Raw genomic sequence first — 19,500 nt, 5'->3', positions numbered from 1 at the left:
TCAGGGCGCGGCTTCGATGGTGATCTCGTCGGCGGTGGCGAGCTGCTCGGTGCCGCCGTCGGCCATGTGCCCGATGGGGACCAGGCCGGTCGCGTAGGGGGCGTCGCGGTAGTAGGCGGCGAGCTGGCCCCAGGGCGCGTAGTACGCCAGGTCACCGGCCTTGGGGTCGGCGCCTTCCGGGGCGCCGGAGGTGGACAGTTTGCGGGGCAGGTCGGTGATCTTCTCGGCCTGGTTGAGGTCGCGCAGGGACAGGGTCAGGGGTAGCTGTGCGGCGAAGTCGCGGGCGGTGGCACTGTCGTTCAGGGTGGCGGCGATGCGGTGGCCGTTGAGGGTGAGCCGGATGTTCATGGCGGTCGTCCTGCCGGGTGATGTGGCGGCGGCCGGGGCTGTCGACGCCTGCGGCGACGCGGGCTCGGAGGGAGAGGAAGTGGATGGGGAATCGTTGGTGCAGGCGGTCGCGACCAGCAGCAGGGCGGCGGCCGGGACCACGCGGGCGAGAGCGCGAAAGGGTGCCGGGTTCACGGGGTGGTCCAGTGACTAGTCGGGCAGGGGCTCGGAGTAGTGGCGGAAGCCGTCCCGCTGCTCGTGGATGTCGTACAGACGCTGTGCCAGCACGTCGGGGCTGTTGTGCTCGGCGTCGGGCCGGATCGCTCCGGGGATGATCATCTGGGCGGCGTGGATGTTCTCCGGGGCGAGCGCGTCGTGCAGCATGCGGGCGTAGGCGCTTTCGGCGGCGAACGCGATCGAGGTGCCTGCGACGTTCGGGTTGGGCCGTACGGCGCTGGAGCCGTTGACGAACAACAACGTGCCGCGGCCCAGCGCGCGCATGCCGGGCAGGACGGCGTTCACGCAGGTGACGGGGCCCTTGACGGAGAAGGCGAGCGGGGCGTCGAGGTCGTCGGCACTGGTGTCGAGGACCGGCTTCATGAAGTCGGCGCGCGGCACCGGGCTGTACTGGAGGATCTCGATGGGCCCCAGGCCGGCCGCAGCCGCGTGCAGGGCCGCGGTCAGCGACTCGATGTCGAGGACGTCGGCGGCGAAGCCGCGGGCCTGGATGTTGTCACGGGTGAGGTCGGCCGTCAGGCCGTCCAGCTTCTCCGTGTCGCGGGCGATGAGAGCGACGCTGTGGCCGGCGGCTCCGAAACGGCGGGCGGTGGCGAGCCCGAGGCCCGGCCCGGCACCCACGAGGGCGAAGGTCGTCATGGTCAGTCCTTGTGTGAGCGGAGGTGGCTTCCGGTGCCTGGGGCGCAGCGCCTGGGTGCGGCGCCGGGTGTGGACGCGTGTGCGGCGCCGGGAGTGGACGCGTGTGCGGCGCCGGGAGTGGACGCGTGTGCGGTCACGGCTTGAGGAGGGCCTTGATCGCGCGGCGTTCGTCCATCGCCTTGTAGCCCTCGGCGACCTGCTCCAGCGGCAGGGTGAGGTCGAAGACCCTGCCCGGGTTGATCCGGCCGGACAGGACCCGGTCGATCAGCTCGGGCAGGAAGCGGCGCACGGGTGCGGGGCCGCCGCGCAGGCCGACGTGTGAGAAGAACAGTTCCTCGCCGTCGACCTGCACCTCGTGCGGGACGCCGACGAAGCCCACGTTGCCGCCGGGGCGGGCCGAGTGCAGGGCCTGCCGCATGGACTCGGCGGTGCCGACGCACTCCAGCACGGAGTCCGCGCCGATGCCGCCGGTCAGGTCCTTGACGCGGGCGATGCCTTCGTCCCCGCGTTCGCTGATGATGTCGGTGGCGCCGAATTCCAGGGCGAGCTTCTGGCGGGACTCGTGGCGGCTCATGGCGATGATCCGCTCCGCGCCGAGTTCGCGGGCGGCGATCACACCGCACAGGCCGACCGCTCCGTCACCGACCACGACGGCGGTGGAGCCGGGCTTCACCTCGGCGGCGAGGGCGGCGTACCAGCCGGTGCCCATCACGTCGGAGACGGCGAGCAGGCTCGGCACATGCGCGCCGTCCGGGTGCTCGTCCGTGGCGACCAGGGTGCCGTGGGCGTTGGGGATGCGGACGTAGTCGGCCTGACAGGTGCTCATGAACTCGCGGTGCAGACAGTTGGACTGCCAGCCGTTGCGGCAGTTCGCGCAGGTGTTGTCCGAGGTGGCGAACGAGCCGACCACGAACTGGCCCGGCTTGACCGAGGTGACCTCGCTGCCGACCTCCTCGACGATGCCGACGTACTCGTGGCCCATCGGGTGTGGCTCACCGACGGGTTCCGCGCCGCGGTAGGGCCACAGGTCCGATCCGCAGACGCAGGTGGCGACCGTACGGATCACCGCATCGGACGGCCGGCTGATCTTCGGGTGGTCGAGGTTCTCGAAGCGCACGTCGCCGGGGGCGTATATCACTGCTCCGCGCATGGGTGATTCCTTAGGTGTGAGGGTGAATGAGCCGCAGCCGGGTTTAGGACCGGCTGCTCGACATCGAGCCTCACACGCGACGGCAGAGGGGAAAAGCGGAGAGATGCATCCTGGGAAGGGAACATCCTGGGAGTAATTTCTCCCCCCTTTCCCGGGTGGAATCGGTGTCATGCTGGGAAGCATGACCGCCAACGTCCCCCTCAATGAGCTGGGAGAATTCCTCAAGAAGCGCCGCTCGGAGCTGAGCCCGCGCACGGTCGGACTGCCCGACACCGGCAAGCCCCGCCGGGTGGAGGGGCTGCGCCGCGAGGAGGTCGCCCAGCTCGCCAGTATCAGCACCGACTACTACACCCGTCTCGAACAGGGCCGCATGCAGGCATCGGCACCCGTGCTGGACGTCCTCGCCCGCGTACTCCACCTGGACGACGACGAGCGCGGCTACCTCTTCCAGCTCGCGGGCAAGACCACCACCCGCACCCGGCGACGCGGCCGGCAGAAGGTCCAGCCGCAACTGCAGCGGGTCTTGGACGATCTCACCGCCACCCCCGCCATCGTGCAGGGTCGGCGTGGTGACATTCTGGCCTGGAACGCGTTGGCCGCCGCCCTGGTCACCGACTTCTCCCGCATTTCGGAAAAGCACCGCAACTACCCGCGGATCATCTTCACGAATCCGGCCATGCGCACCCTGTACGCCGATTGGGAGACCTCCGCGCAAATCTCAGTGGCGCAACTGCGAATGGAAGCCGCGAAGTACCCCGAGGACCCCCGTCTGATCGAGCTGGTCGGTGAACTGTCCATGCGTGACAAGCAGTTCGCACGATGGTGGGGCGATCACCACGTCGCCGCCCGCACGGTGGGCACGAAAACCCTCAGCCACCCGGTCGTCGGTGAACTCGTCCTGGACTGGGACACCCTCACCGCCAACACCGACCCCGACCAGCACCTGACCGTCTGGACGGCCCTCCCGGGCTCCCCCACCCACGAACGGCTGCGCATCCTGGCCTCCTGGGCCGCCGACCAGAACCTGCCGGCCTCATCCCCCCTCAGCTGACCGCGACGGTCCGCCGCTGTGGAACGGCCGGTGGATCGTGCCTGTGGCCTGGCACAGAGGCCCGCGATCCACGCCATGACCTGGTCGCACGCGGTGACCGTACCCCTTCCCAGCCCTGCTCCTGCGTCGCTTCGGGAGCGACGCGACCCGTTCCCTAGGCGGTGCCCGGACCGTCGAGGAAGCGGAGCAGCACGGCGGCCTCGGCGCGGAGCCGTGCTGCTCGGTCGGCGTGCGCGGGCGCAGTCAACTGCGCTGCGACGTCCAGTCGCTCGGCAGCCTCGGCGCGCACGACATCCACCACACTGCGCTCGCTCAACTCACACCGCGCCGCTTCGGTGGTACCGACACCAAGCGGCGAGTACTCGAGGGCCGAGCCGCGGAGCTCAGCTTCGTCCACAGGCACGGCCTCAGCGTTGTCCAGCGCAGCAAGTGTTGCGCGCAGGGCGCTCACCGCGGCCTTGTCACGGGCGCGCATCGCTTCCGGCAGTGCTTGACGCATACGAAGACGCAAAGACATGCCGGTGACCCTACGGCGGCGCCCCTGGACCCACAACGCGATATGCGTGCAGCACCAGACTGACCGCCAACCGAGGCGCTGTACCTCCGACAGGATTCGCGCAGTCGGACTGGCGCACGTGACCGTCACCAGAACCACGGGCACCACCGGGCTCGGGGAACGAGGCACCAGCAAGAACAGGAACAGCATGCTCGCGGCGGCGGCCGTGATGAGCGTGGCGAGTGGCCGCCGGGTGACCCAGCCACCCGCCGACCGTGTTGCCCAGCAGGGCGCCCAGACCGTAGTGGTTGACGCCCCGGGGCACCGCCCAAGTAGGGGTCCCGGCGGGCTCGGTGAGCAGGGGCGAGATGTAGGTGATGTTCGGCCGCGCCGGATTCGAACTGCTCCGCAGCGAGTTCTCCTCGCTCCGTAAATCCGGTCGCTGGAAGGGGCACGGACCTTACGATCGACGAGTGACGATCAAGTACGAGTGGCGTGGCGACTTCGACAACGCCGCCCTCAACTCGCTGCACGCTGACGGCTTCGGCCACCCGGTCGCTCGGACTGACTGGCGAGAACGACTCGAGCGCCACAGTCTCGGCTGGGTCTGTGCGTGGGAGAACGGCTCCCTGATCGGCTTCGTCAACGTCGTCTGGGACGGCGGAGTCCACGCCTTCATCCTGGACACGGTGGTGGCACAGCATCGCCGAGCGAGAGGTGTCGGCGCCGCGCTGGTCGCCACCGCAGCCCACGAAGCCCGTGCCGCAGAGTGCGAATGGCTCCACGTCGACTTCGAGGAGCACCTGCGGTCGTTCTATTTCGATCGCTGCGGCTTCAAGGAGACGACAGCCGGTCTCATTGCTCTATAACGCCGAGATCCGAGACCAGGGCGAGGCACAGGAGGCGGAGTGGCATCAACAAGCCCTTGCCAGAACTCTGGGTCCCTGGCCCTCCCCCATCAGCTAGGCGAAGTGGGCTTGCTCAATCGGGAAATCGAGGCCCCACAGACGCAGAAGCACGCGGCCTGCCCTTGTCCGGCCACCGCCGCATCAACGCCGCCGCGGAACCGCGCCAGCCGACGCCACGATTCGCGGTGGCTGTCCAGGCCATTCGTCCTGCTCGCTGCGGCCCGTACTGTTTCGGTCCTTGGCAATGCTTCTGTCAAGGTCGCGCTCGCTTTCGCCGTCCTGGCTCGGCCTGCTCCTGGCAGGCCCCGTGGCCATGGCGGTGGGAACGCGCTGGGCACTCGCAGAGTGCGCCACGCTGATCACGGTCGCAACCGCCGGTGCCCTGTTGTCTCCGGACGTACGACGCCTTCAAGATCCGAGCGCCCCCGGGCGAAGAGCCGGCCCGGACAGATGAACAGGCTCAGCCGGGCTAGCGGCCGTAAGAGCGCTGCACAGCATGCGAAGCCCCGCGGGTCCACAGGGGTTCGTGTTGGCCTCGGGCCCAGAACGGGCCCGAGGCCACCCCAGGTCAGGCAGGGGTGATGTTCTCCGCCTGCGGGCCCTTCTGGCCCTGGGTGATGTCAAAGGTGACGGCCTGGCCTTCCTGCAGCTCGCGGAAGCCGGAGGCGTTGATGTTGGAGTAGTGCGCGAAGACGTCCGGTCCGCCGCCGTCCTGGGCGATGAAACCAAAACCCTTCTCGGCGTTGAACCACTTCACAGTTCCGCTGGCCATGTTGGTGCCTCTCAGTCGACGTCAGGAACCGCACCGCGCGGTCCTGGAGGTGATCGCCCTGGTCCGGCACTGCACAGCAAAGCGCCCGCGCCAAAGCGCGGGCAGGTACTGCGAACCACGACAGCTGCCGATGACGCTACACGGCGAAACGGGCCCTCACCAGAGAGCAACAGCCATCAGCCACACCGGACTCCGAAAGGACCTCGTCTCGAACATCATCTCATTTGGTGGGTCTGCGAAAGCAGGTGAGGGTGCAGGCGATGCTGGTGCAGGCGAGGAAGCGGTCAGCCTTCGGCCCATAGCGCCGGCGCAGGCGGTGAGCCAGGCCACGGTGCGTCAGATGGTCCAGCGGTGGCGGCCCAGTCGCTGCGAAGTGTCGATGCCTCTTCGGGCGATGCGGTGGAGGATGCCGCGCCCGCGTAACCATCGCCGCAGGTGGGAGCAGCCGTAGCTCTTGTCGGCATGGAGCTTGCCCGGCCCGGGTCGCCGAGCGCATGGGCGGTATGCCCTTCACCGGCGATCAGGGCTTGGCTGCCCTGCAGGTTCGCTCTCGAAATCCCGACGGGCTGTGGCAGACCGGTCCGCTCGGTGAATGAGGTGGATCTTCGACCCGTACTCGCCCCGGTCGACGGGTCTCAGACCTCCCTTCTCAGCGCCCGCACGTTCACGGCGTCGATCGCGCAGCGACTCCAGTCCAAGTCGCCACGTGTGCCGAACTCGTCAAGGACCAGGCGGTGGAGTGTGGCCCACACGCCGGCCCCTGCCCACTCGGCAAAGCGCCGATGGGCCGTCGCTCCCGACGGCCCGAACGACGCGGACGGCAACTGCTGCCACGTGCAGCCGGATGTGGCCACGAACACGATCGCGGCCAGCACCTCCCGGTCACCGTGACGGCGCCGGCCACCGCCTTGAGGCCGCGAGGGGGCCTCCGGCACCACCCGCTGGAACAACTCCCACAATGCATCCGGCACCAGCCGCTCTACGATCCCCACGAGCCACAGCCTACCGAGTCAGCCAAATGAGATGCCGCAAACGCTGCACGACCGACATTTGGCCGTCTACCTGCCCCCGATACTTGGGCCATGAACATTCACGAGGGCACCGCGACGCTTGAGTGGTGGGCCAACCGATCGACCTGCCTGAGCAGGCTCGGTGTGCGAGTCACGGTCCGCGTGACCGGCAGCGAGTGGACGTGCGACGCGATCCTCGACCCTCCTGTGTCTGCGGAGGACCGGGAGGGCTTCGACTTCCTGATGGAACTCGATCCGCTCTTCACCCTGCGCTTCGACGAGGGAAGCACGTTCCTGGTCAACGTCGTCGCAGCAGGGACCGACGGACGGCTCATCCTCACCGCCCATCAGGCAGAGGCGGCGAAGTCAGCCGACGGGTGTTCCAGGCAAGGGCAGCAGTAGTCAACTGCAGCGCTCAGTACTCGATCCGACGAGAGCCGTTCGGCTCATCACTCCGTGAAGACCCGCCATGACCGATCTGCCGAGACTCGAGCCAACTCGGCGTCGTACTGATCGGCGTCGAAGTGAAATGCCGGGGGCTGCGCTTCGCCGTCGGGCACCTGCCAGTCGGACCACTCCACGATGCGCCCGTGTCGCTGCACGAACACGGAGAGGGCGCCGCAACATCCGCCCGTGCACTCAGGCTCCCCCAACACCACGCGTCGCCCCTGTCCGGTGGCCCACAGCGAGCTGCGGCCGCTGGGGAGCAGAGCCTCCTCCACAAGCGGGCCACGGCCTCCCGCGCCGACCACCTGTGCCACCACGTCCTCACCGTCGATCCACAACTGCAACTGGGCAGCCCATCGGGTCCCCGGCGGCAACGCCCTGACCTCGAACCTGTTGAACATCCGACCACCCTATGGACTCGTCACACGAGTGCCCTGGTCGGGCCTGACCGATGTGATGATTCAGCCATTCGGGATGGTGTGAGCACTCCGCCGCAGCCTGTTGACGACGGCCCGTGGGCGCTGATCGAGCCTCTGCCGCCCTGGCCCGAGACGTCGCCGGGCCCGCGATCGGTGCCGGACCGGCTGCCTGCAGGGCGTCCTGTACGTCGTCTTCAACAACATGCCCGGCAACTCCTGTCGCTGGGACCACCGGAGTTCGGCTCCCTCCAGGCCTCCGGCTCAGACTGGAAGAGCGATGACAGCAGGCGGATGCTTCGACCGGCTTCACCGCATCCTGCCCGCCGAACTGAACACCACCGGAGCACACCACCTGCTCGGCGACGGCCGCGGCACCCCACTGAAGGTCATCACCACAGCCGCCAACATCAACGATGTCACCGCGACCCTCGCTCTCGCCGACGGCACCCCGCCCGCCGCAGGCCGCCCCAGCCGCTCACGCCGCCGAACCGAGGCACTGCTTGGCGGCACGGCTGCCGCGTAGTCAGACCTTCGCGGTCTCTCCCGGGGGCCTACGGGAGCAGGGTCCGCTGCCCACCCGATCCGCCGGGCCGGCCCTGACGCGTCTTCACGAACCGGGCCCGCCGACCCGGCGCCAGGCGCTCGGTCGCGTACCGCACGGTGATCCGGGGCAGCTCGGCGAGATTCCGGTCGAGGAAATCCACCATCACCTGCTCGTCCCGGCGGCCGATCTCCCTCAACATCCACCCCAACGCCTTGTGGATCAGCGGCTCCGGATCCCGGCGCAGCCTGAGAACGAGTCGGAACGTCGGCTCGAAGCGGCCGGCTCGGATCAGCGCCAAAGTGGCCACAACGGCGATCCTGCGGTCCCACAGCCACGCTGACCCGGCCAGCTCGTCCAGCACGTCCAGCATGTCCGACGGTCCGTCCAGCAGCCACGGCCCCAGTACGACGTGCGCGGAACCATCCACCAGATCCCAGTTGTCCACGCAGTCGGTGCGGGCCAGATAGAAATCGACCAGCACCTTCCGCTCGGCACCCCGTGCGTTGCGCACCTGCTCGGCCAGGACCAGCAGACCGGCGAACCGCTCCTCGTGCACCCGGCTGTGCAGCAGAACGTCCACGTCCTCCAGCGGCAACTCGCGGTGTTGCCGGGCCAGTTCGCGCATCACCGGAACGCGTACGCCGAGCAGCTCGTCGTCGACCGCGGGGCTGAGCACCCGCACCAGTTGCGCCCGGACGCTGGGCTCCGCATGATCCCTCAGCTCGGACCGCATCTTCCTCAGGGTGGCAGTTGTCATGCTGACGGACGCTAGCGCCCGCAGTCCGCAGTCCGCAGTCCGCAGTCGCAGCCTGCTCCCCGGCCGAGAGGCCGAACGCCGGCCGAGCGGTCCCACTCGGTCGGCGTTCTGGACGCCCGTTGCCACTGAGGGAAGGCCCGCCGTGCACGCACTGCTGTCATGACCGGCGTTTCAGCTGATACGAGCTCCTGCGCCGCTGACACGGACGCGCGAGTCGCCCGCGCGCAAGGTCACCGTGAGCTCGCCGGGGCGGCCCAGGTCCTCGCCCTGGTGCAGGGTGAGGACGGCGTCCTCGGGGGCCAGGCCGAGCTCCCGAGCGTACGCACCGAACGCGGCGGCAGCGGCCCCGGTCGCCGGGTCCTCGACGACGCCTCCGACGGGGAACGGGTCACGGACATGGAAGACGGTCGCCGACTCCCGCCACACCAACTGGACCGTGGTCAGGTCCAAGCGGTGCATCAGCGCCTCGAGGCGCGCGAAGTCATATGCGAGGTCTGCGAGGCGAGCGCGCGTCGCCGCCGCGAGAACGAGATGGCGGGCCCCGGCGAACGCGATACGGGGCGGGAACGCCGGGTCGAGATCGGTAGGCGGCCAGCCGAGCGCGGCGAGCACCTCCGTGAAGTCGGCGTCGGCGATCTCCTCGATGTGCGGCTCGACACTGGTGAGCGTTGCCCTGACCGTCCCGCCTTCCTCGACCACCTCCACCGGCACGGTACCGGCGCGCGTCGCGAACACCAGCTCCCCGGGGCCCATCCGCTCGGCGAGCGCGACGGCGGCCGCAACGGTGGCATGTCCACAGAACGGCACCTCGGCCTTGGGGCTGAAGTAGCGGATGGTGTACGCCCGCCCCTCCTGACCGCCGAGGTCCTCCGGGGGCGCGGTCAGGAACGCGGACTCCGAGTATCCGAGGTCGGCGGCGATGGCCAGCATGCCGTTGTCGTCCAGGGCGGTGGCGTCCAGCACGACGCCGGCGGGGTTGCCGCCGTCGGGGGCGCTGGAGAAGGCGGTGTATCGCAGCACCTCGGGCCGCGGCGCGTTCGTCGTCATGTTCGCGGCAACGTGGGGCGGGCCCTCGACTATTCCTTTCCTTGTTCCCCTTGTCGCTGCTGGCCTGGCGGACCTGTCTACCAACCCAGCTGAGATTTCCCCAGGCGCAGTCCGGTGCCCTGCAGCCAATCCCGTACGTCTTCGTCCGAGTTTCGCGTGCCGATGGACAGGTACACGGCGTGCCTGCCCGGATCAGGTTCACTGTATTGCTCGGTCCATGTGCTGTTGAGGCACAGTTGGACGCCGCAGAGGTTGGAGCTTGGTAGACCGCGCAGTGCCCAGAACCAGTCGATGTCGATCGACAGGGGGCCGCAGGCCGCGACTGCGCGGTCGATCTCCGCCTCGGTGCACTCGTCGCAGTCACGGATGGGAAAGGTGGAGGGCGCCTCTCCCTTCATCAGCTGGAACCGCACTCCCTGCGGCAAAGGCCACAGGGACGCCAGTTCGGGCTGCAGCTCTGTCTCCACCCAGCCAGTGGACGTGTCCCGGAGGCCCAGGCCGTACAGGGTCTGCCAGAGTTCCTGCACACGCGAGTCCTGGAGGTCCCGCTTTGAGCTGAGGAACGTGCCGCAGGTGAAGTACTGCCGGGCGTAGTGGAACTGTTCCCGCGTGGCGATGTCGTTGAAGCTCAGGGAAGGCATGTCCGGCGTCCCGGTACCGAATCGGGCGAGCAGTTCGCGTGCGAACAGCAGAGCAGTCCGCGCGTCCGGCAGCGGTTCCAGAACCTGGTAGAGCATCGACGCGCCCATCGGCCCACCTCCTCACCCGCACCGTAGCCGGGCGGACCCATCAGGTCTTCGGATTATCAGTCAGGCTGGAGCCCTGAGCGAGCGCCATCCCGGGCGCCGGGCGTCATCCCCAGCGAATACCCTCTCTGGTTCTGCGGCAGCCGCTGCCACAGCCGGTCCGGTTCGAGCTCGGGAACCGGACCGTGACCGTGACCTCCTTGCCGGCTTCGCCGTTACCGGCGTCGGAGATCCGTTGCAGCTCGCGCAGGTCGCCGGTCGCCACCGCGCGTCGCGTAAGCAGGTACCCGGGTGCATGAGTCCCTCGTCCAGATACTCGCTGAGCTCCCCGAAGTCGCCGGCTGCGTCGGCGAGGTCGGCGAGGTCGGCGAGGTCGGCGAGGTCGGCCGACCATTATTTGTCACCGGAAGACAGACGGGCATCGCGAGTCCGAGCGGCAGCGCCTGTCTACGAGATGGCCAGGCGTCGGAACCGGCTGTTGTGGAACACCAGGGGTTCTCGGTCGGGTTCGGCTTTCAGACCGTGGACTTCGAGGAGCACGATCGTGTGGTCGCCTCCGGGAAGTTCGGCGTGCAGGGAGCAGTCCAGCCAGAGACTTGCGCCGTGGATGTAGACACCGCCCTCCTCGTCGGCATCCCAGTCGACGCCGGCGAACCGGTCGCCGGCCTTGCCGGCCAGTGACCGGCAGACCGCGTCCTGTCCCTCGGCGAGCACGCTCACGCCCACTCGGCTTCGCTGACGCAGTCTGGGCCATGTCCTCGAGGTGTCCTGCACGCAGACCGATATCAGCGCGGGTGACAGGGAAACCGGGGTGAACGTACTCGCCGCCATGCCCACCGGGCTGTCGGAGTCGAGTGCGCACACGGCTGTCACCCCGGACGGAAAGCAGCCGAAAGCCTGACGCAGGAGCGCGGGACTGGTCGGTGCCGCGTGGAGAGGGCTCACCGGAGACCACCCGTCTGGTGTCGGTTGGTGGAGCTGGCCCGCTGAGAAACGGAGCTCTCACTGATTCGTGGATCGAGGGTGAATGGCGTATTCATTGCTTCTCCCGAGGTGGTGAAAAGGTGAAAGGCTCTGGCGCGGGTTCAGATCACGGAGAGGGGCACTTCCGGGGCACGGACAGGGACGAGTTTCAGTTCTGCTTCGACAGGACTGCGCCCAACTGCCGTATCGCACCGTTGTTGCCGACCACGTGCTGAGAAACGCAGCGGACGTCGCGCCAGCGGCGCTGAAGTGAGCTGGTGCTGTAGAGGCCCGCGCTGCCCGAGAGGGTCATGATCTCGTTGAGGATCCGGATGCCGTCGTGATGGATGTGCTGGGTGCTGCCGGTGTAGGTGAACCACTCGTCCGGCGTGGGTGCCTCTCCGGCGAGGGCACGGTCCATGACGAGACGGCCGGTGTGTTCCGACAGGGCCGTCAAAGCGGCCGTACGCACGTGCAGTTCCGCGAACTTCTCCTGGAACACCGGGTCCTCACCGAGCAGTGCCTTGGGGTTGAACGCCGGCCGCTTGGTGGCGGCGAGTGCGGAGAGATCGGCGAGCGCACCCTCCAAGGCGCCGAGGACGACGGCGTCGTGCGAGGAGCCCGTCGGGGAGTACGGCAGGTCGTAAAGGGGAGCGGGGAAGTTGTTGTCGCCGAACATCGGCCCCGTGTGGTGTTCCGGCACGTAGACGTCGTCCATCGTGAAGTCGGTGCTCTGCGTGGCACGTAGGCCGACCGCGTCCCAGGTGTCGAGGAACGTCACCTGCTCGGAACGCAACAGCGCGACCCGCATGTCCGGACGGCCGTCCGGCAGCGGAGGCGCCCCCTCGACCAGGAACCCCGCGAGCATCCAGTCCGGGGTGAACGGGCCGCTCGCGAGCGGCCAGCGACCACTGAGCCGATAGCCGCCCTGCACCGGCGTCGCCAGCCCCTTGGGAGCCACCGCTCCACGGAGCATGAGGTCGGCACCGTCGGCGAACACCTCCTTCTCCAGCGTCTCCCGGGGCAGTGACCGTACGAAGAACCAGGCCATCGAAGCGGCCTGAACGGTCCAGCCCGTCGAGCCGTCGGCTCGTGCGATCTCCCGCACCACCCGGGCGGCCTCCGGCAGCCCGAGCTGCTCTCCGCCCCACACCCTGGGCAGGGCCATCCGGAATGCTCCTGCCTCGCGCAGGGCGGTGACGAGATCCGCCGGAACAGCCCGCGCGTTCTCACCTTCGGCAGATCGTGCCGCGATCTCGGGAAGGAGTGCGCGGACGCGGCCGAGCACACTGTCGTCGGTTCGTCGGGCCGAGGATTGAGCGGGGTCAAGAAGCGTGGCCATGAAAGGGCTCCTAGCTGAATGTGCGGGGGCTGGTCGTCAACCAAGCTTTTTTCAGAAGGTGACTGCGGCTTAGGATGACATCCGCGTTACGGCCAGGAAAACCAGAACTTTCCTATAAGGCTTATCAGGGATCCCATGACAGCAGGAGCGAAATGGCGGCCAATCTTTCCCTACGCCAATTGGAATACTTCGTCGCGGTGGCGGACACGGGCTCCATGAGCGCGGCGGCGGTGCGATGCCACGCTTCCCAGGCGAGCATCTCCACGGCGATCGCCGATCTGGAGCGCCGCCTCGGAGTCCAGTTGCTGGTACGGCGCCGGGCGAAGGGAGCCTTCCTCACAGAGGCCGGCAGCCGGATCCTGGAGCGCGCCCAAGCCATGCTGGCGCAGGCCGACGAACTCACGGCGAGCGCCCGGGCGGAGGAGGGCCGTCTGGCGGGCCGCCTGACGATCGGCTGCTACGCGGCCCTGACCCCGTTTCTCATCCCGCCCCTGGTGGACGGGTTCAGGCAGGTCCACCCGGCGGTCGACCTCGAACTGATCGAGGGTCAGCAGGAAGAGATGCGACAGGCTTTGCTCCAGGGCGGATGCGACCTGGCCCTGTTGTACGCGTTCGGCGCCCAGCCCGGTCTGTCCTGCACGACGCTGCGCTCCAGCCGCCCGTATGTCATCGTGTCCGCCGGTCATCCGATGGCGGAGCGCAAGGCGGTCTCTCTCGCCGAACTGGCGGACGAACCACTGATCATCTACTCCGAGCCGCCGGCCCAGCAGAACGCGGACCACTGGTTCTCCCTCGCGGGAGCACAGCCGAACGTCAGGTACCGGACCTCGAGCATCGAGGCGGTCCGCAGCATGGTCGCCCGCGGCCTCGGCTTCGCCACGTTGATCCAGTCCTGGCCGACCGACACCAGCGTCGAGGGGCTTCCCCTGGCATCCGTGCCCCTCAGCGACCCCTTGGACGAGGTCGAGCTCGTGATCGCCCACGCGGCACACGTCACCCCCAGCCATCGGGCGCGGGCGTTCCTCCAGTTCGCCAAGGACTCGCTCGCCGCTGCGGACACTGCGCGGACAACCGGCTGACGGCCCTTGGGCGTTCAACCCCGAACGACTCGTACGCAACGGGCACCAGGCCGGGCCGACACCCCTCACACCGACTACGGAGATACTGCACGGTGGCAGTGGGCAACGGCCCGCCGTTGCTCGCGACGCATCCGCCGCGCCTCCCGCGGCCCACCGGGTCCGGCCGCCGCGGACGGCAGGTCGGACAGGTCGAGGTGCACGGAGATGGGCGCCTGCAGCAGCACTCGGCGTCCAAGCCGCCCTGATGTCGACCGCCACCGTCGTCACAGAGTGACTTTCGAGGATTCGCCCCAGGCCGTCCACCACGCGCGGTCCCCTGAGCGCGGCACCCGGCGCAGTCTGGCCATCCTGCGCCTTCGGTCGGCGGACCGCGACGGGATGGAGTGCGCCGGACGCCCGGGGTTCTCCTCCCGCCACGCTTGAGAACCGTCGTCGTGCCGGTCAGCCCATGCGGGGCACTTGTTGTTCTCGGCGGCTCGTCGTGTCTCGTGTCGTGCAGTGTCGACCAGGTCGTGGGCGCGAACACGCCGGGTCGGGGATGCCGCACGCTTTCGGGCCAGTATGGCCGCTGCCGCCCCTGAAGCTCATCGGCTGCCAAGGCCCGCCCCACGCTCGCCGGCAACTGGATCCCTCTGCCGCGGACAGGGGTGACGGTTCGGACGTCGCGGCGGAGAAGCGGCGGTGGACAAATCCGGCCGCTGCCCGCTGCCAGTGAGCGGACTCGGAGAGGGCGAACATCGGGCCGTCGCAGGGGCAAGGAGGCGAGCAGTCACGAGGGCTCCACGCGACGACAATCTCGCTCCCCCGACGGCTGAACACGGAACGGGACCGTGGACCGACTGCCGTGTCAGACGTCCCGTTCCGCGCCGACGAGGACGAAGGCCATCGTGACCGGTTGATCGCCGCGGTTGCGCCAGCCGTGCCGGGTGCCGTTCTGGATCACGATGTCGCCTGCCGAGAGGTGGGTGCACCGGCCGTCGTCGAGTTCGAGGACGATCTCGCCCTGCAGCACGATGCCGTAGTCCACGGTCGGCGTGGTGTGCATGCCGTCGGGCTCCATGCGGTCCGCGATGCCGGGTGAGTCGGCCCGCTGCTCCTGGTCGAAGGCGACGGGGTCGAACGCCGGGTCGGCCATCGCGGTGTCCGGCGGGAAGGTCAGCACGATGAAGCGCGTGCCGCCGGGCACCGGCAGCAGGCTGGTGACCTTCGGCGTGGGGTCCTCCCCTGTCCGGCCGACCGGTTCGCCGGGTTCGGTGGCCCACGGCAGGCGGGAGACCCAGCCCGGCAGGCTGGTGAACTCCCGGCTGCGCGGGACGGGACCGTCGCTGACCACGACCGATCTGCCGTTCTCGTCATGGCCGGTGACGACTCTGCGCATGTGTCTCTCCTCAATCGCGTCAGTCGGTGCGTGGGTCCGTCAGGGTCGTCGGGCCCTGACGGACCGGTAAGGTCAGTCGGCTCGGCCTTGGCCGGGCCCGGTCGAGGGACCGAGCTCGCTCGCCCAGGTGTCCAGGACGTCCGCCACTGTGGGGGCGGGTGCCCTGAGCAGGGCCGATGCCACCGTGCGTACGAACATCCGGTGCCGGTCGTCCGTGAGGTACTCCACCGGGGACTTGCCGTCCACCCGGGCGAGCAGCAGGGCCGGCAGCAGTGAAGCGGCCCGCGCCTCAAGGGCCGGCCGAGGTTCCCAGTCGACGCACCGGACGTACTCCTCTGCCAGCACCCGGGCGGACCGCAGGAGATCGGCGCGGCGCCCGGGTACCACCAGGCTCTTGAGGAGCAGATGGTTGACGCAGAAGGCGAGGTCGAAGGCGGGGTCTCCGTACCAGGCGCACTCGGCGTCCAACAGCACGGGCCCGGACGGTCCGACGAGGATGTTCTTGGGACTGACGTCACCGTGCACCAGGGCCACGTGCGTCGTGGCCGTGCGGTCGGCGAGGCCCTGAAGGATGCTGCTCAGACCGGGGTGCGCGGCGGCGGTGGCCAGCAGGTACGGCTCGATGCGCAGCGCGTGGAAGTTGTCGTCGGTCGCGAAGTCCGCGGCGAGGCCGGCGTCGCCGGCGCCGGCCGCGTGGAGGGTGCCGAGCAGCTCTCCGACGGCCGCCGCGGTCGCGGCCCGCACCTCGCCGCGCAGCAGCTGTGCCTTCCACACGGGGTAGTGCTCGGGGGGCAGGAACTCCATCGCGAACAGGCCGGCTTCGGGGTCGTGGGCCAGCAGTTCGGGCACGCTGTCGGGGCGGTGCCGGGAGGCGAACCGCATCCACGCCCATTCGTAGGCGTTGCGCGACACCGGTGCCTGCCAGTCGGCGGCGACCTTCAACTTGGCCAGGGCGCGTTTGACGCAGAGGGAACGTCCCGGCAGGTCCACTCGCCACAGATCGGACGAGACACCGCCCGCCAGTGGCGTCCAGCGTGCGGCTTCGCCGGGTTCGGCGAGCTCGTGCGCGGTCAGGAAGTCGGCCAGCGCGGTGTCGGGCACGGGGCCCGGGCTCACCTGTGCGGAGGTCGGGCTCATCACCGGTCACCCGACCCGGTGGTAGGAGCGAGGGGGCTGTTGCAGGCGTGGGCAGGTGTTTCGCCCGCCAGGATTCGTACGACCTCCTCGGCGGCGCGGCGGCGCAGTTCCGTGACCGAGGCGTCGGAGGAGAAGGCGATGTGCGGGGTGAGGAGAGCTCCCGGCTGGTCCAGCAGCCCGGCGGGGACGCGCGGTTCGGTCTCCAGTACGTCGAAGGCGGCTCCGTCCAGGTGCCCGCTGTCCAGCGCCTTGACGACCGCGTCGGTGTCCACCAGGCCGCCACGGCTGACGTTGACGAGCAGACCGCCCGGTGCCATCAGCTCCAGCTGCTCGGCGCCGATGATGTGGTGGGTGTCCGGCGTGAGCGGCACGTGGAGGATCACCACGTCGCTGCGGCGCAGCAGCTCCTCGAGGCCCACCATCTCCACTCCTGGGGCGTCCTTCGGCGGATGTGGGTCGTGGGCCAGGATCCGGCTGCCGAACGCGCCGAGCTTGCGCACGGTGGCGCGTCCGATGCGCCCGTATCCGACGACACCGCAGGTCAGCGTCGACAGTCGGCGCAGCCGGGCGCCGGCGGGGTCCCAGCGGCCCGCGCGGACCTCCCGGTCGGACACGGCCAGGCCCCGTGTCCAGGCCAGCACCATGCCGACGGCGTGGTCGGAGACTTCCTCGACGCAGTAGTCGGGCACGTTGGTGACCCACACACCGCGCTCGGTGGCGGTGTCCACGGCGATGTTGTCGAGCCCGACTCCGAGTCTGGCCACGATCCGCAGATCGGGCGACGTGCCGATCGCGCCGGCGGAGACGGGGGCCCAGCAGGTCAGGATCCCGGCGGGCCGGTGCTCGGCCACCAGTTTCTCGATCGCCTCGGCGGAGGCGGGATCGGCGGGCCCGGTCACCAGGGTGTGGCCCGCCTCCTCGATGACCGATCGCTCGACGGAGTCGTCGGGCCAGGCGTAGTCGGTGAGCAGCACGGTGCCTGGGCGGCTCGGTGGTTTCATGGCAGGTCGTCCTCGCAGAATCGTGCGGCCGCGGCGGACGGCCGGGGTCATCCCGGTCACATCCGATGTGCGGGTCTGATCGCCCCCGGAAGGGCGGCCGTCGGCATGTCCGGTTGGGCCGTCGGCCGCCAGGAGGGTGAAGTGGAGAGGGTCGCCGGGCTCGGTCGGTGTAGCAGGCGCGCGCCGACTTGTGGTCGGTGCGGGCGCCGCGGGATGCCCCTGGAACGGATCACGAGATGTCGGGGCACGTCGAATCACTTTGTCACAGCCACGTGGTGCTAACGATAGCATTGCGGGTCTTCAACACGTCAAGAGTGGGACGCGCACATGCTCGCCGCCCCCTGTGCCACAGGGCCCGGTGAGCGCCGAGCAGCCCGGCCGGAGCCGGAAATCGAGAAACACCGAAGAAATCCGGCGTTCACGTCTTGACGCGCAAGAGACTTCCCCCTCATGGTTTCTGCCAGCGCCGACCGTGTGACCGATAAGTCTCCGCACGGGGTCCGGCTGTCGAAGACGCCATAGCCACGGACGTCCCCGACGGGCGATACAGGGCTCAATTCCGCACGCGGTGTCCGACCGCGCGGCAGCCTGTCGCCCTCATTCCGCCTGCCGACGACAGCATCGCCGTCGTCGCCACGAGTCCGTGTTCAGCTCACCGCTTCTCGTCATCGCCCGTACGGCCCCGTACCGGCGATGTATCCGCCGCGGCCTGCCGTGGCCCATTCCTCCTCAGGAGCCGCTATGACTCACGCAGCGCAAGTCGACACCAGCGCGGTGCCCGAAAGCGACACGCAGGAAAAGAGCCCGGCCCCCATTTCCCGCCTCATGATCGGGGTGGGCTTCCTGCTGGTGGTCCTCTCCTACATGGTCAACGCGATGGACCGACAGGTCTTTCCTCCCCTGCTGCCCAACATCCGCGCGGAGTACGGATTCTCCCTGGAGCAGGGCGGGTTGCTGGCGACGAACTTCACCCTCGGTATGGCCCTGGCCGGCCTGCCCGCGGGCTATCTCCTGGACCGCTTCCGCCGCAAGACCGTGCTGCTGGTCAGCATCGTGATCTACTCGCTGGGCACCATGGCCACGCCACTGGCCACCGGCTTCGCCGACATGACCCTGTACCGGGTCGTCTCCGGCTTCGGCGAGGGCATGCAGTCCGCCGCCATCTTCGCGGCGATCGGCGCCTTCTTCGCCCACCGGCGGGGTCTCGCCTTCGGCGTCATCGGCATGGGCTACTCCATCGGCGTGTTCATCGCCCCGCTCATCGGCGTCCAGCTCATGAGCATGCACGGCACGTGGCACTCGCCCTTCTACCTGTTCGGGGTGGCCGGCCTGCTGATCGCCGCCGCCTCCCTGTTCCTCGTGAAAACCGGTCTGACCGAGCACTCCGCCGAGAAGGTCGTCTCGACCAGGACCTACGAGTACATGCCGGCCTCCGCCTACAACCGCAACTCCATCGCTCTGGCCGTCCACTCCGTCGTCAGCGGCGTGGCCATCTACGGGTTCCTCGGCCTCTACCCGACGTACCTCATCAGCTCGCTGCACTACACCGCCGGGCAGGCCGCACTGGCCATGAGCTGCCTCGGCTTCGGCGGCATGCTGGGCATCCTCGGCGGGTGGCTCGGGGACCGCGTGAACCAGCGCAACCTGCTGATCCTGAGCATGGTCGCCGTCTCCGCCATCAGCGTGTGCATCTACGAGACCCATCCCGGAATCGGCATGCAGTACGTGCTCGCCTTCCTCATGGGCGCCTTCGGTCTGGGCTTCATCTATCCCAACACCAACAGCGCGATGCAGCGGTCCGTCCGTCCCGAGCAGATAGGACGCGCCTCCGGCCTCTTCGTCACCAGCTACTACGGGACGGCGGCCTTCTCGGGCCTGCTCTTCGCCGCACTGGTGGACTCCTTCGACTGGAGCCGGGCAGGCTTGCTGCAGGTCACGGTGCTGCCGCTGATGGGCGCCGCGGCGCTGGCCTTCGTCCGCCCCGCGCAGTTCAACAACGCGGTCCGCTAGGGCCGCCGGCCATCTGCCGCCGTGTTGCACCGGGCGCCGG

The 19,500-nt window shown here is 69.0% G+C and carries 20 protein-coding genes and 1 pseudogene; 6 read left to right on the top strand and 15 right to left on the bottom strand.

All coding sequences use genetic code 11. The features are described from left to right. The 3 genes from ACFWWR_RS14630 to ACFWWR_RS14620 form a co-directional block, all read right to left on the bottom strand. A complete protein-coding gene (locus ACFWWR_RS14630; RefSeq protein WP_383871092.1) occupies positions 1–348 on the bottom strand; it encodes a cyclophilin-like fold protein in 348 nt (115 codons plus the stop codon). 189 nt (positions 349–537) lie between these two features. Then, positions 538–1,203 (bottom strand): SDR family NAD(P)-dependent oxidoreductase, encoded by a 666-nt coding sequence (locus tag ACFWWR_RS14625; RefSeq protein WP_384303461.1) that lies wholly within the window; start codon positions 1,201–1,203, stop codon positions 538–540. 133 nt (positions 1,204–1,336) lie between these two features. Beyond that, positions 1,337–2,353, bottom strand: coding sequence for a zinc-dependent alcohol dehydrogenase family protein (locus ACFWWR_RS14620; RefSeq protein WP_384303459.1), 1,017 nt, complete (start codon positions 2,351–2,353; stop codon positions 1,337–1,339). A 169-nt stretch (positions 2,354–2,522) separates the two neighbouring features. Between ACFWWR_RS14620 and ACFWWR_RS14615 the strand changes: the two genes are divergently transcribed. Next, positions 2,523–3,404, top strand: coding sequence for a helix-turn-helix transcriptional regulator (locus ACFWWR_RS14615; protein ID WP_384303457.1), 882 nt, complete (start codon positions 2,523–2,525; stop codon positions 3,402–3,404). Positions 3,405–3,558: 154 nt separating this feature from the next. On the opposite strand, the gene ACFWWR_RS14610 is transcribed toward ACFWWR_RS14615, so the two are convergent. Beyond that, positions 3,559–3,879 (bottom strand): hypothetical protein, encoded by a 321-nt coding sequence (locus ACFWWR_RS14610; protein WP_383871151.1) that lies wholly within the window; start codon positions 3,877–3,879, stop codon positions 3,559–3,561. Between the two features lie 494 nt (positions 3,880–4,373). Between ACFWWR_RS14610 and ACFWWR_RS14605 the strand changes: the two genes are divergently transcribed. After that, a complete protein-coding gene (locus ACFWWR_RS14605; protein ID WP_383871103.1) occupies positions 4,374–4,769 on the top strand; it encodes a GNAT family N-acetyltransferase in 396 nt (131 codons plus the stop codon). Between the two features lie 607 nt (positions 4,770–5,376). Here ACFWWR_RS14605 and ACFWWR_RS14600 read toward each other — a convergent pair. Continuing rightward, entirely contained in the window at positions 5,377–5,580 is a 204-nt protein-coding gene (locus tag ACFWWR_RS14600) for a cold-shock protein (RefSeq protein WP_037751662.1), read from the bottom strand. 220 nt (positions 5,581–5,800) lie between these two features. Continuing rightward, a pseudogene (locus ACFWWR_RS14595) lies at positions 5,801–6,572 on the bottom strand (IS5 family transposase). 90 nt (positions 6,573–6,662) lie between these two features. Between ACFWWR_RS14595 and ACFWWR_RS14590 the strand changes: the two are divergent. Continuing rightward, positions 6,663–6,992, top strand: coding sequence for a hypothetical protein (locus ACFWWR_RS14590; protein WP_383871106.1), 330 nt, complete (start codon positions 6,663–6,665; stop codon positions 6,990–6,992). Positions 6,993–7,039: 47 nt separating this feature from the next. Here the strand turns inward: ACFWWR_RS14590 and ACFWWR_RS14585 are convergent, their stop codons facing one another. Next, on the bottom strand, positions 7,040–7,438 hold the full coding sequence (locus ACFWWR_RS14585) for a hypothetical protein (protein WP_383871108.1): 399 nt from the start codon (positions 7,436–7,438) through the stop codon (positions 7,040–7,042). A 295-nt stretch (positions 7,439–7,733) separates the two neighbouring features. Between ACFWWR_RS14585 and ACFWWR_RS14580 the strand changes: the two genes are divergently transcribed. Next, on the top strand, positions 7,734–7,979 hold the full coding sequence (locus ACFWWR_RS14580; protein WP_383871110.1) for a hypothetical protein: 246 nt from the start codon (positions 7,734–7,736) through the stop codon (positions 7,977–7,979). Positions 7,980–8,007: 28 nt separating this feature from the next. Here ACFWWR_RS14580 and ACFWWR_RS14575 read toward each other — a convergent pair whose 3' ends face one another. The 5 genes from ACFWWR_RS14575 to ACFWWR_RS14555 form a co-directional block, all read right to left on the bottom strand. Then, complete coding sequence (locus ACFWWR_RS14575) at positions 8,008–8,757, bottom strand: DNA alkylation repair protein (RefSeq protein WP_384303455.1); 750 nt, start codon at positions 8,755–8,757, stop codon at positions 8,008–8,010. 171 nt (positions 8,758–8,928) lie between these two features. Continuing rightward, on the bottom strand, positions 8,929–9,804 hold the full coding sequence (locus ACFWWR_RS14570; RefSeq protein ID WP_383871116.1) for a PhzF family phenazine biosynthesis protein: 876 nt from the start codon (positions 9,802–9,804) through the stop codon (positions 8,929–8,931). 77 nt (positions 9,805–9,881) lie between these two features. Beyond that, the gene (locus ACFWWR_RS14565) at positions 9,882–10,553 is read right to left on the bottom strand and encodes a hypothetical protein (RefSeq protein WP_384303453.1); all 672 of its coding nucleotides are present in this window, start codon (positions 10,551–10,553) and stop codon (positions 9,882–9,884) included. Positions 10,554–10,997: 444 nt separating this feature from the next. Continuing rightward, positions 10,998–11,495, bottom strand: coding sequence for a flavin reductase family protein (locus ACFWWR_RS14560; protein WP_383871122.1), 498 nt, complete (start codon positions 11,493–11,495; stop codon positions 10,998–11,000). Positions 11,496–11,682: 187 nt separating this feature from the next. Beyond that, a complete protein-coding gene (locus tag ACFWWR_RS14555) occupies positions 11,683–12,855 on the bottom strand; it encodes an acyl-CoA dehydrogenase family protein (RefSeq protein WP_384303451.1) in 1,173 nt (390 codons plus the stop codon). A 179-nt stretch (positions 12,856–13,034) separates the two neighbouring features. Between ACFWWR_RS14555 and ACFWWR_RS14550 the strand changes: the two genes are divergently transcribed. Next, positions 13,035–13,934, top strand: coding sequence for a LysR family transcriptional regulator (locus ACFWWR_RS14550; RefSeq protein WP_384303449.1), 900 nt, complete (start codon positions 13,035–13,037; stop codon positions 13,932–13,934). An 847-nt stretch (positions 13,935–14,781) separates the two neighbouring features. On the opposite strand, the gene ACFWWR_RS14545 is transcribed toward ACFWWR_RS14550, so the two are convergent. From ACFWWR_RS14545 to ACFWWR_RS14535, 3 genes are all read right to left on the bottom strand, one after another. Next, entirely contained in the window at positions 14,782–15,312 is a 531-nt protein-coding gene (locus ACFWWR_RS14545; RefSeq protein ID WP_384303447.1) for a cupin domain-containing protein, read from the bottom strand. A gap of 72 nt (positions 15,313–15,384) precedes the next feature. Further along, entirely contained in the window at positions 15,385–16,449 is a 1,065-nt protein-coding gene (locus ACFWWR_RS14540; RefSeq protein WP_383871134.1) for a phosphotransferase family protein, read from the bottom strand. Continuing rightward, the gene (locus ACFWWR_RS14535; RefSeq protein WP_384303445.1) at positions 16,449–17,450 is read right to left on the bottom strand and encodes a C-terminal binding protein; all 1,002 of its coding nucleotides are present in this window, start codon (positions 17,448–17,450) and stop codon (positions 16,449–16,451) included. Before ACFWWR_RS14535 ends, ACFWWR_RS14540 begins: the two co-directional genes overlap by 1 nt. Positions 17,451–18,191: 741 nt before the next feature. On the opposite strand from ACFWWR_RS14535, the gene ACFWWR_RS14530 reads away from it, so the two are divergent. After that, on the top strand, positions 18,192–19,460 hold the full coding sequence (locus tag ACFWWR_RS14530; protein ID WP_383871140.1) for an MFS transporter: 1,269 nt from the start codon (positions 18,192–18,194) through the stop codon (positions 19,458–19,460). The last annotated feature ends 40 nt before the right edge of the window (positions 19,461–19,500 follow it).

This window comes from Streptomyces sp. NPDC058678 (assembly GCF_042714835.1).
Lineage (GTDB): Bacteria > Actinomycetota > Actinomycetes > Streptomycetales > Streptomycetaceae > Streptomyces.
This window is presented reverse-complemented; position numbering and strand designations above follow the sequence as displayed.

Bases quoted from the DNA above. Each gene is read 5' to 3' on its own strand.
- ACFWWR_RS14630 (WP_383871092.1), bottom strand. From the start codon at position 348: ATGAACATCCGGCTCACCCTCAACGGCCACCGCATCGCCGCCACCCTG.
- ACFWWR_RS14625 (WP_384303461.1), bottom strand. From the start codon at position 1,203: ATGACGACCTTCGCCCTCGTGGGTGCCGGGCCGGGCCTCGGGCTCGCC.
- ACFWWR_RS14620 (WP_384303459.1), bottom strand. From the start codon at position 2,353: ATGCGCGGAGCAGTGATATACGCCCCCGGCGACGTGCGCTTCGAGAAC.
- ACFWWR_RS14615 (WP_384303457.1), top strand. From the start codon at position 2,523: ATGCTGGGAAGCATGACCGCCAACGTCCCCCTCAATGAGCTGGGAGAA.
- ACFWWR_RS14610 (WP_383871151.1), bottom strand. From the start codon at position 3,879: ATGCGCGCCCGTGACAAGGCCGCGGTGAGCGCCCTGCGCGCAACACTT.
- ACFWWR_RS14600 (WP_037751662.1), bottom strand. From the start codon at position 5,580: ATGGCCAGCGGAACTGTGAAGTGGTTCAACGCCGAGAAGGGTTTTGGT.
- ACFWWR_RS14590 (WP_383871106.1), top strand. From the start codon at position 6,663: ATGAACATTCACGAGGGCACCGCGACGCTTGAGTGGTGGGCCAACCGA.
- ACFWWR_RS14585 (WP_383871108.1), bottom strand. From the start codon at position 7,438: ATGTTCAACAGGTTCGAGGTCAGGGCGTTGCCGCCGGGGACCCGATGG.
- ACFWWR_RS14580 (WP_383871110.1), top strand. From the start codon at position 7,734: ATGACAGCAGGCGGATGCTTCGACCGGCTTCACCGCATCCTGCCCGCC.
- ACFWWR_RS14575 (WP_384303455.1), bottom strand. From the start codon at position 8,757: ATGACAACTGCCACCCTGAGGAAGATGCGGTCCGAGCTGAGGGATCAT.
- ACFWWR_RS14570 (WP_383871116.1), bottom strand. From the start codon at position 9,804: ATGACGACGAACGCGCCGCGGCCCGAGGTGCTGCGATACACCGCCTTC.
- ACFWWR_RS14565 (WP_384303453.1), bottom strand. From the start codon at position 10,553: ATGGGCGCGTCGATGCTCTACCAGGTTCTGGAACCGCTGCCGGACGCG.
- ACFWWR_RS14555 (WP_384303451.1), bottom strand. From the start codon at position 12,855: ATGGCCACGCTTCTTGACCCCGCTCAATCCTCGGCCCGACGAACCGAC.
- ACFWWR_RS14545 (WP_384303447.1), bottom strand. From the start codon at position 15,312: ATGCGCAGAGTCGTCACCGGCCATGACGAGAACGGCAGATCGGTCGTG.
- ACFWWR_RS14540 (WP_383871134.1), bottom strand. From the start codon at position 16,449: ATGAGCCCGACCTCCGCACAGGTGAGCCCGGGCCCCGTGCCCGACACC.
- ACFWWR_RS14535 (WP_384303445.1), bottom strand. From the start codon at position 17,450: ATGAAACCACCGAGCCGCCCAGGCACCGTGCTGCTCACCGACTACGCC.
- ACFWWR_RS14530 (WP_383871140.1), top strand. From the start codon at position 18,192: ATGACTCACGCAGCGCAAGTCGACACCAGCGCGGTGCCCGAAAGCGAC.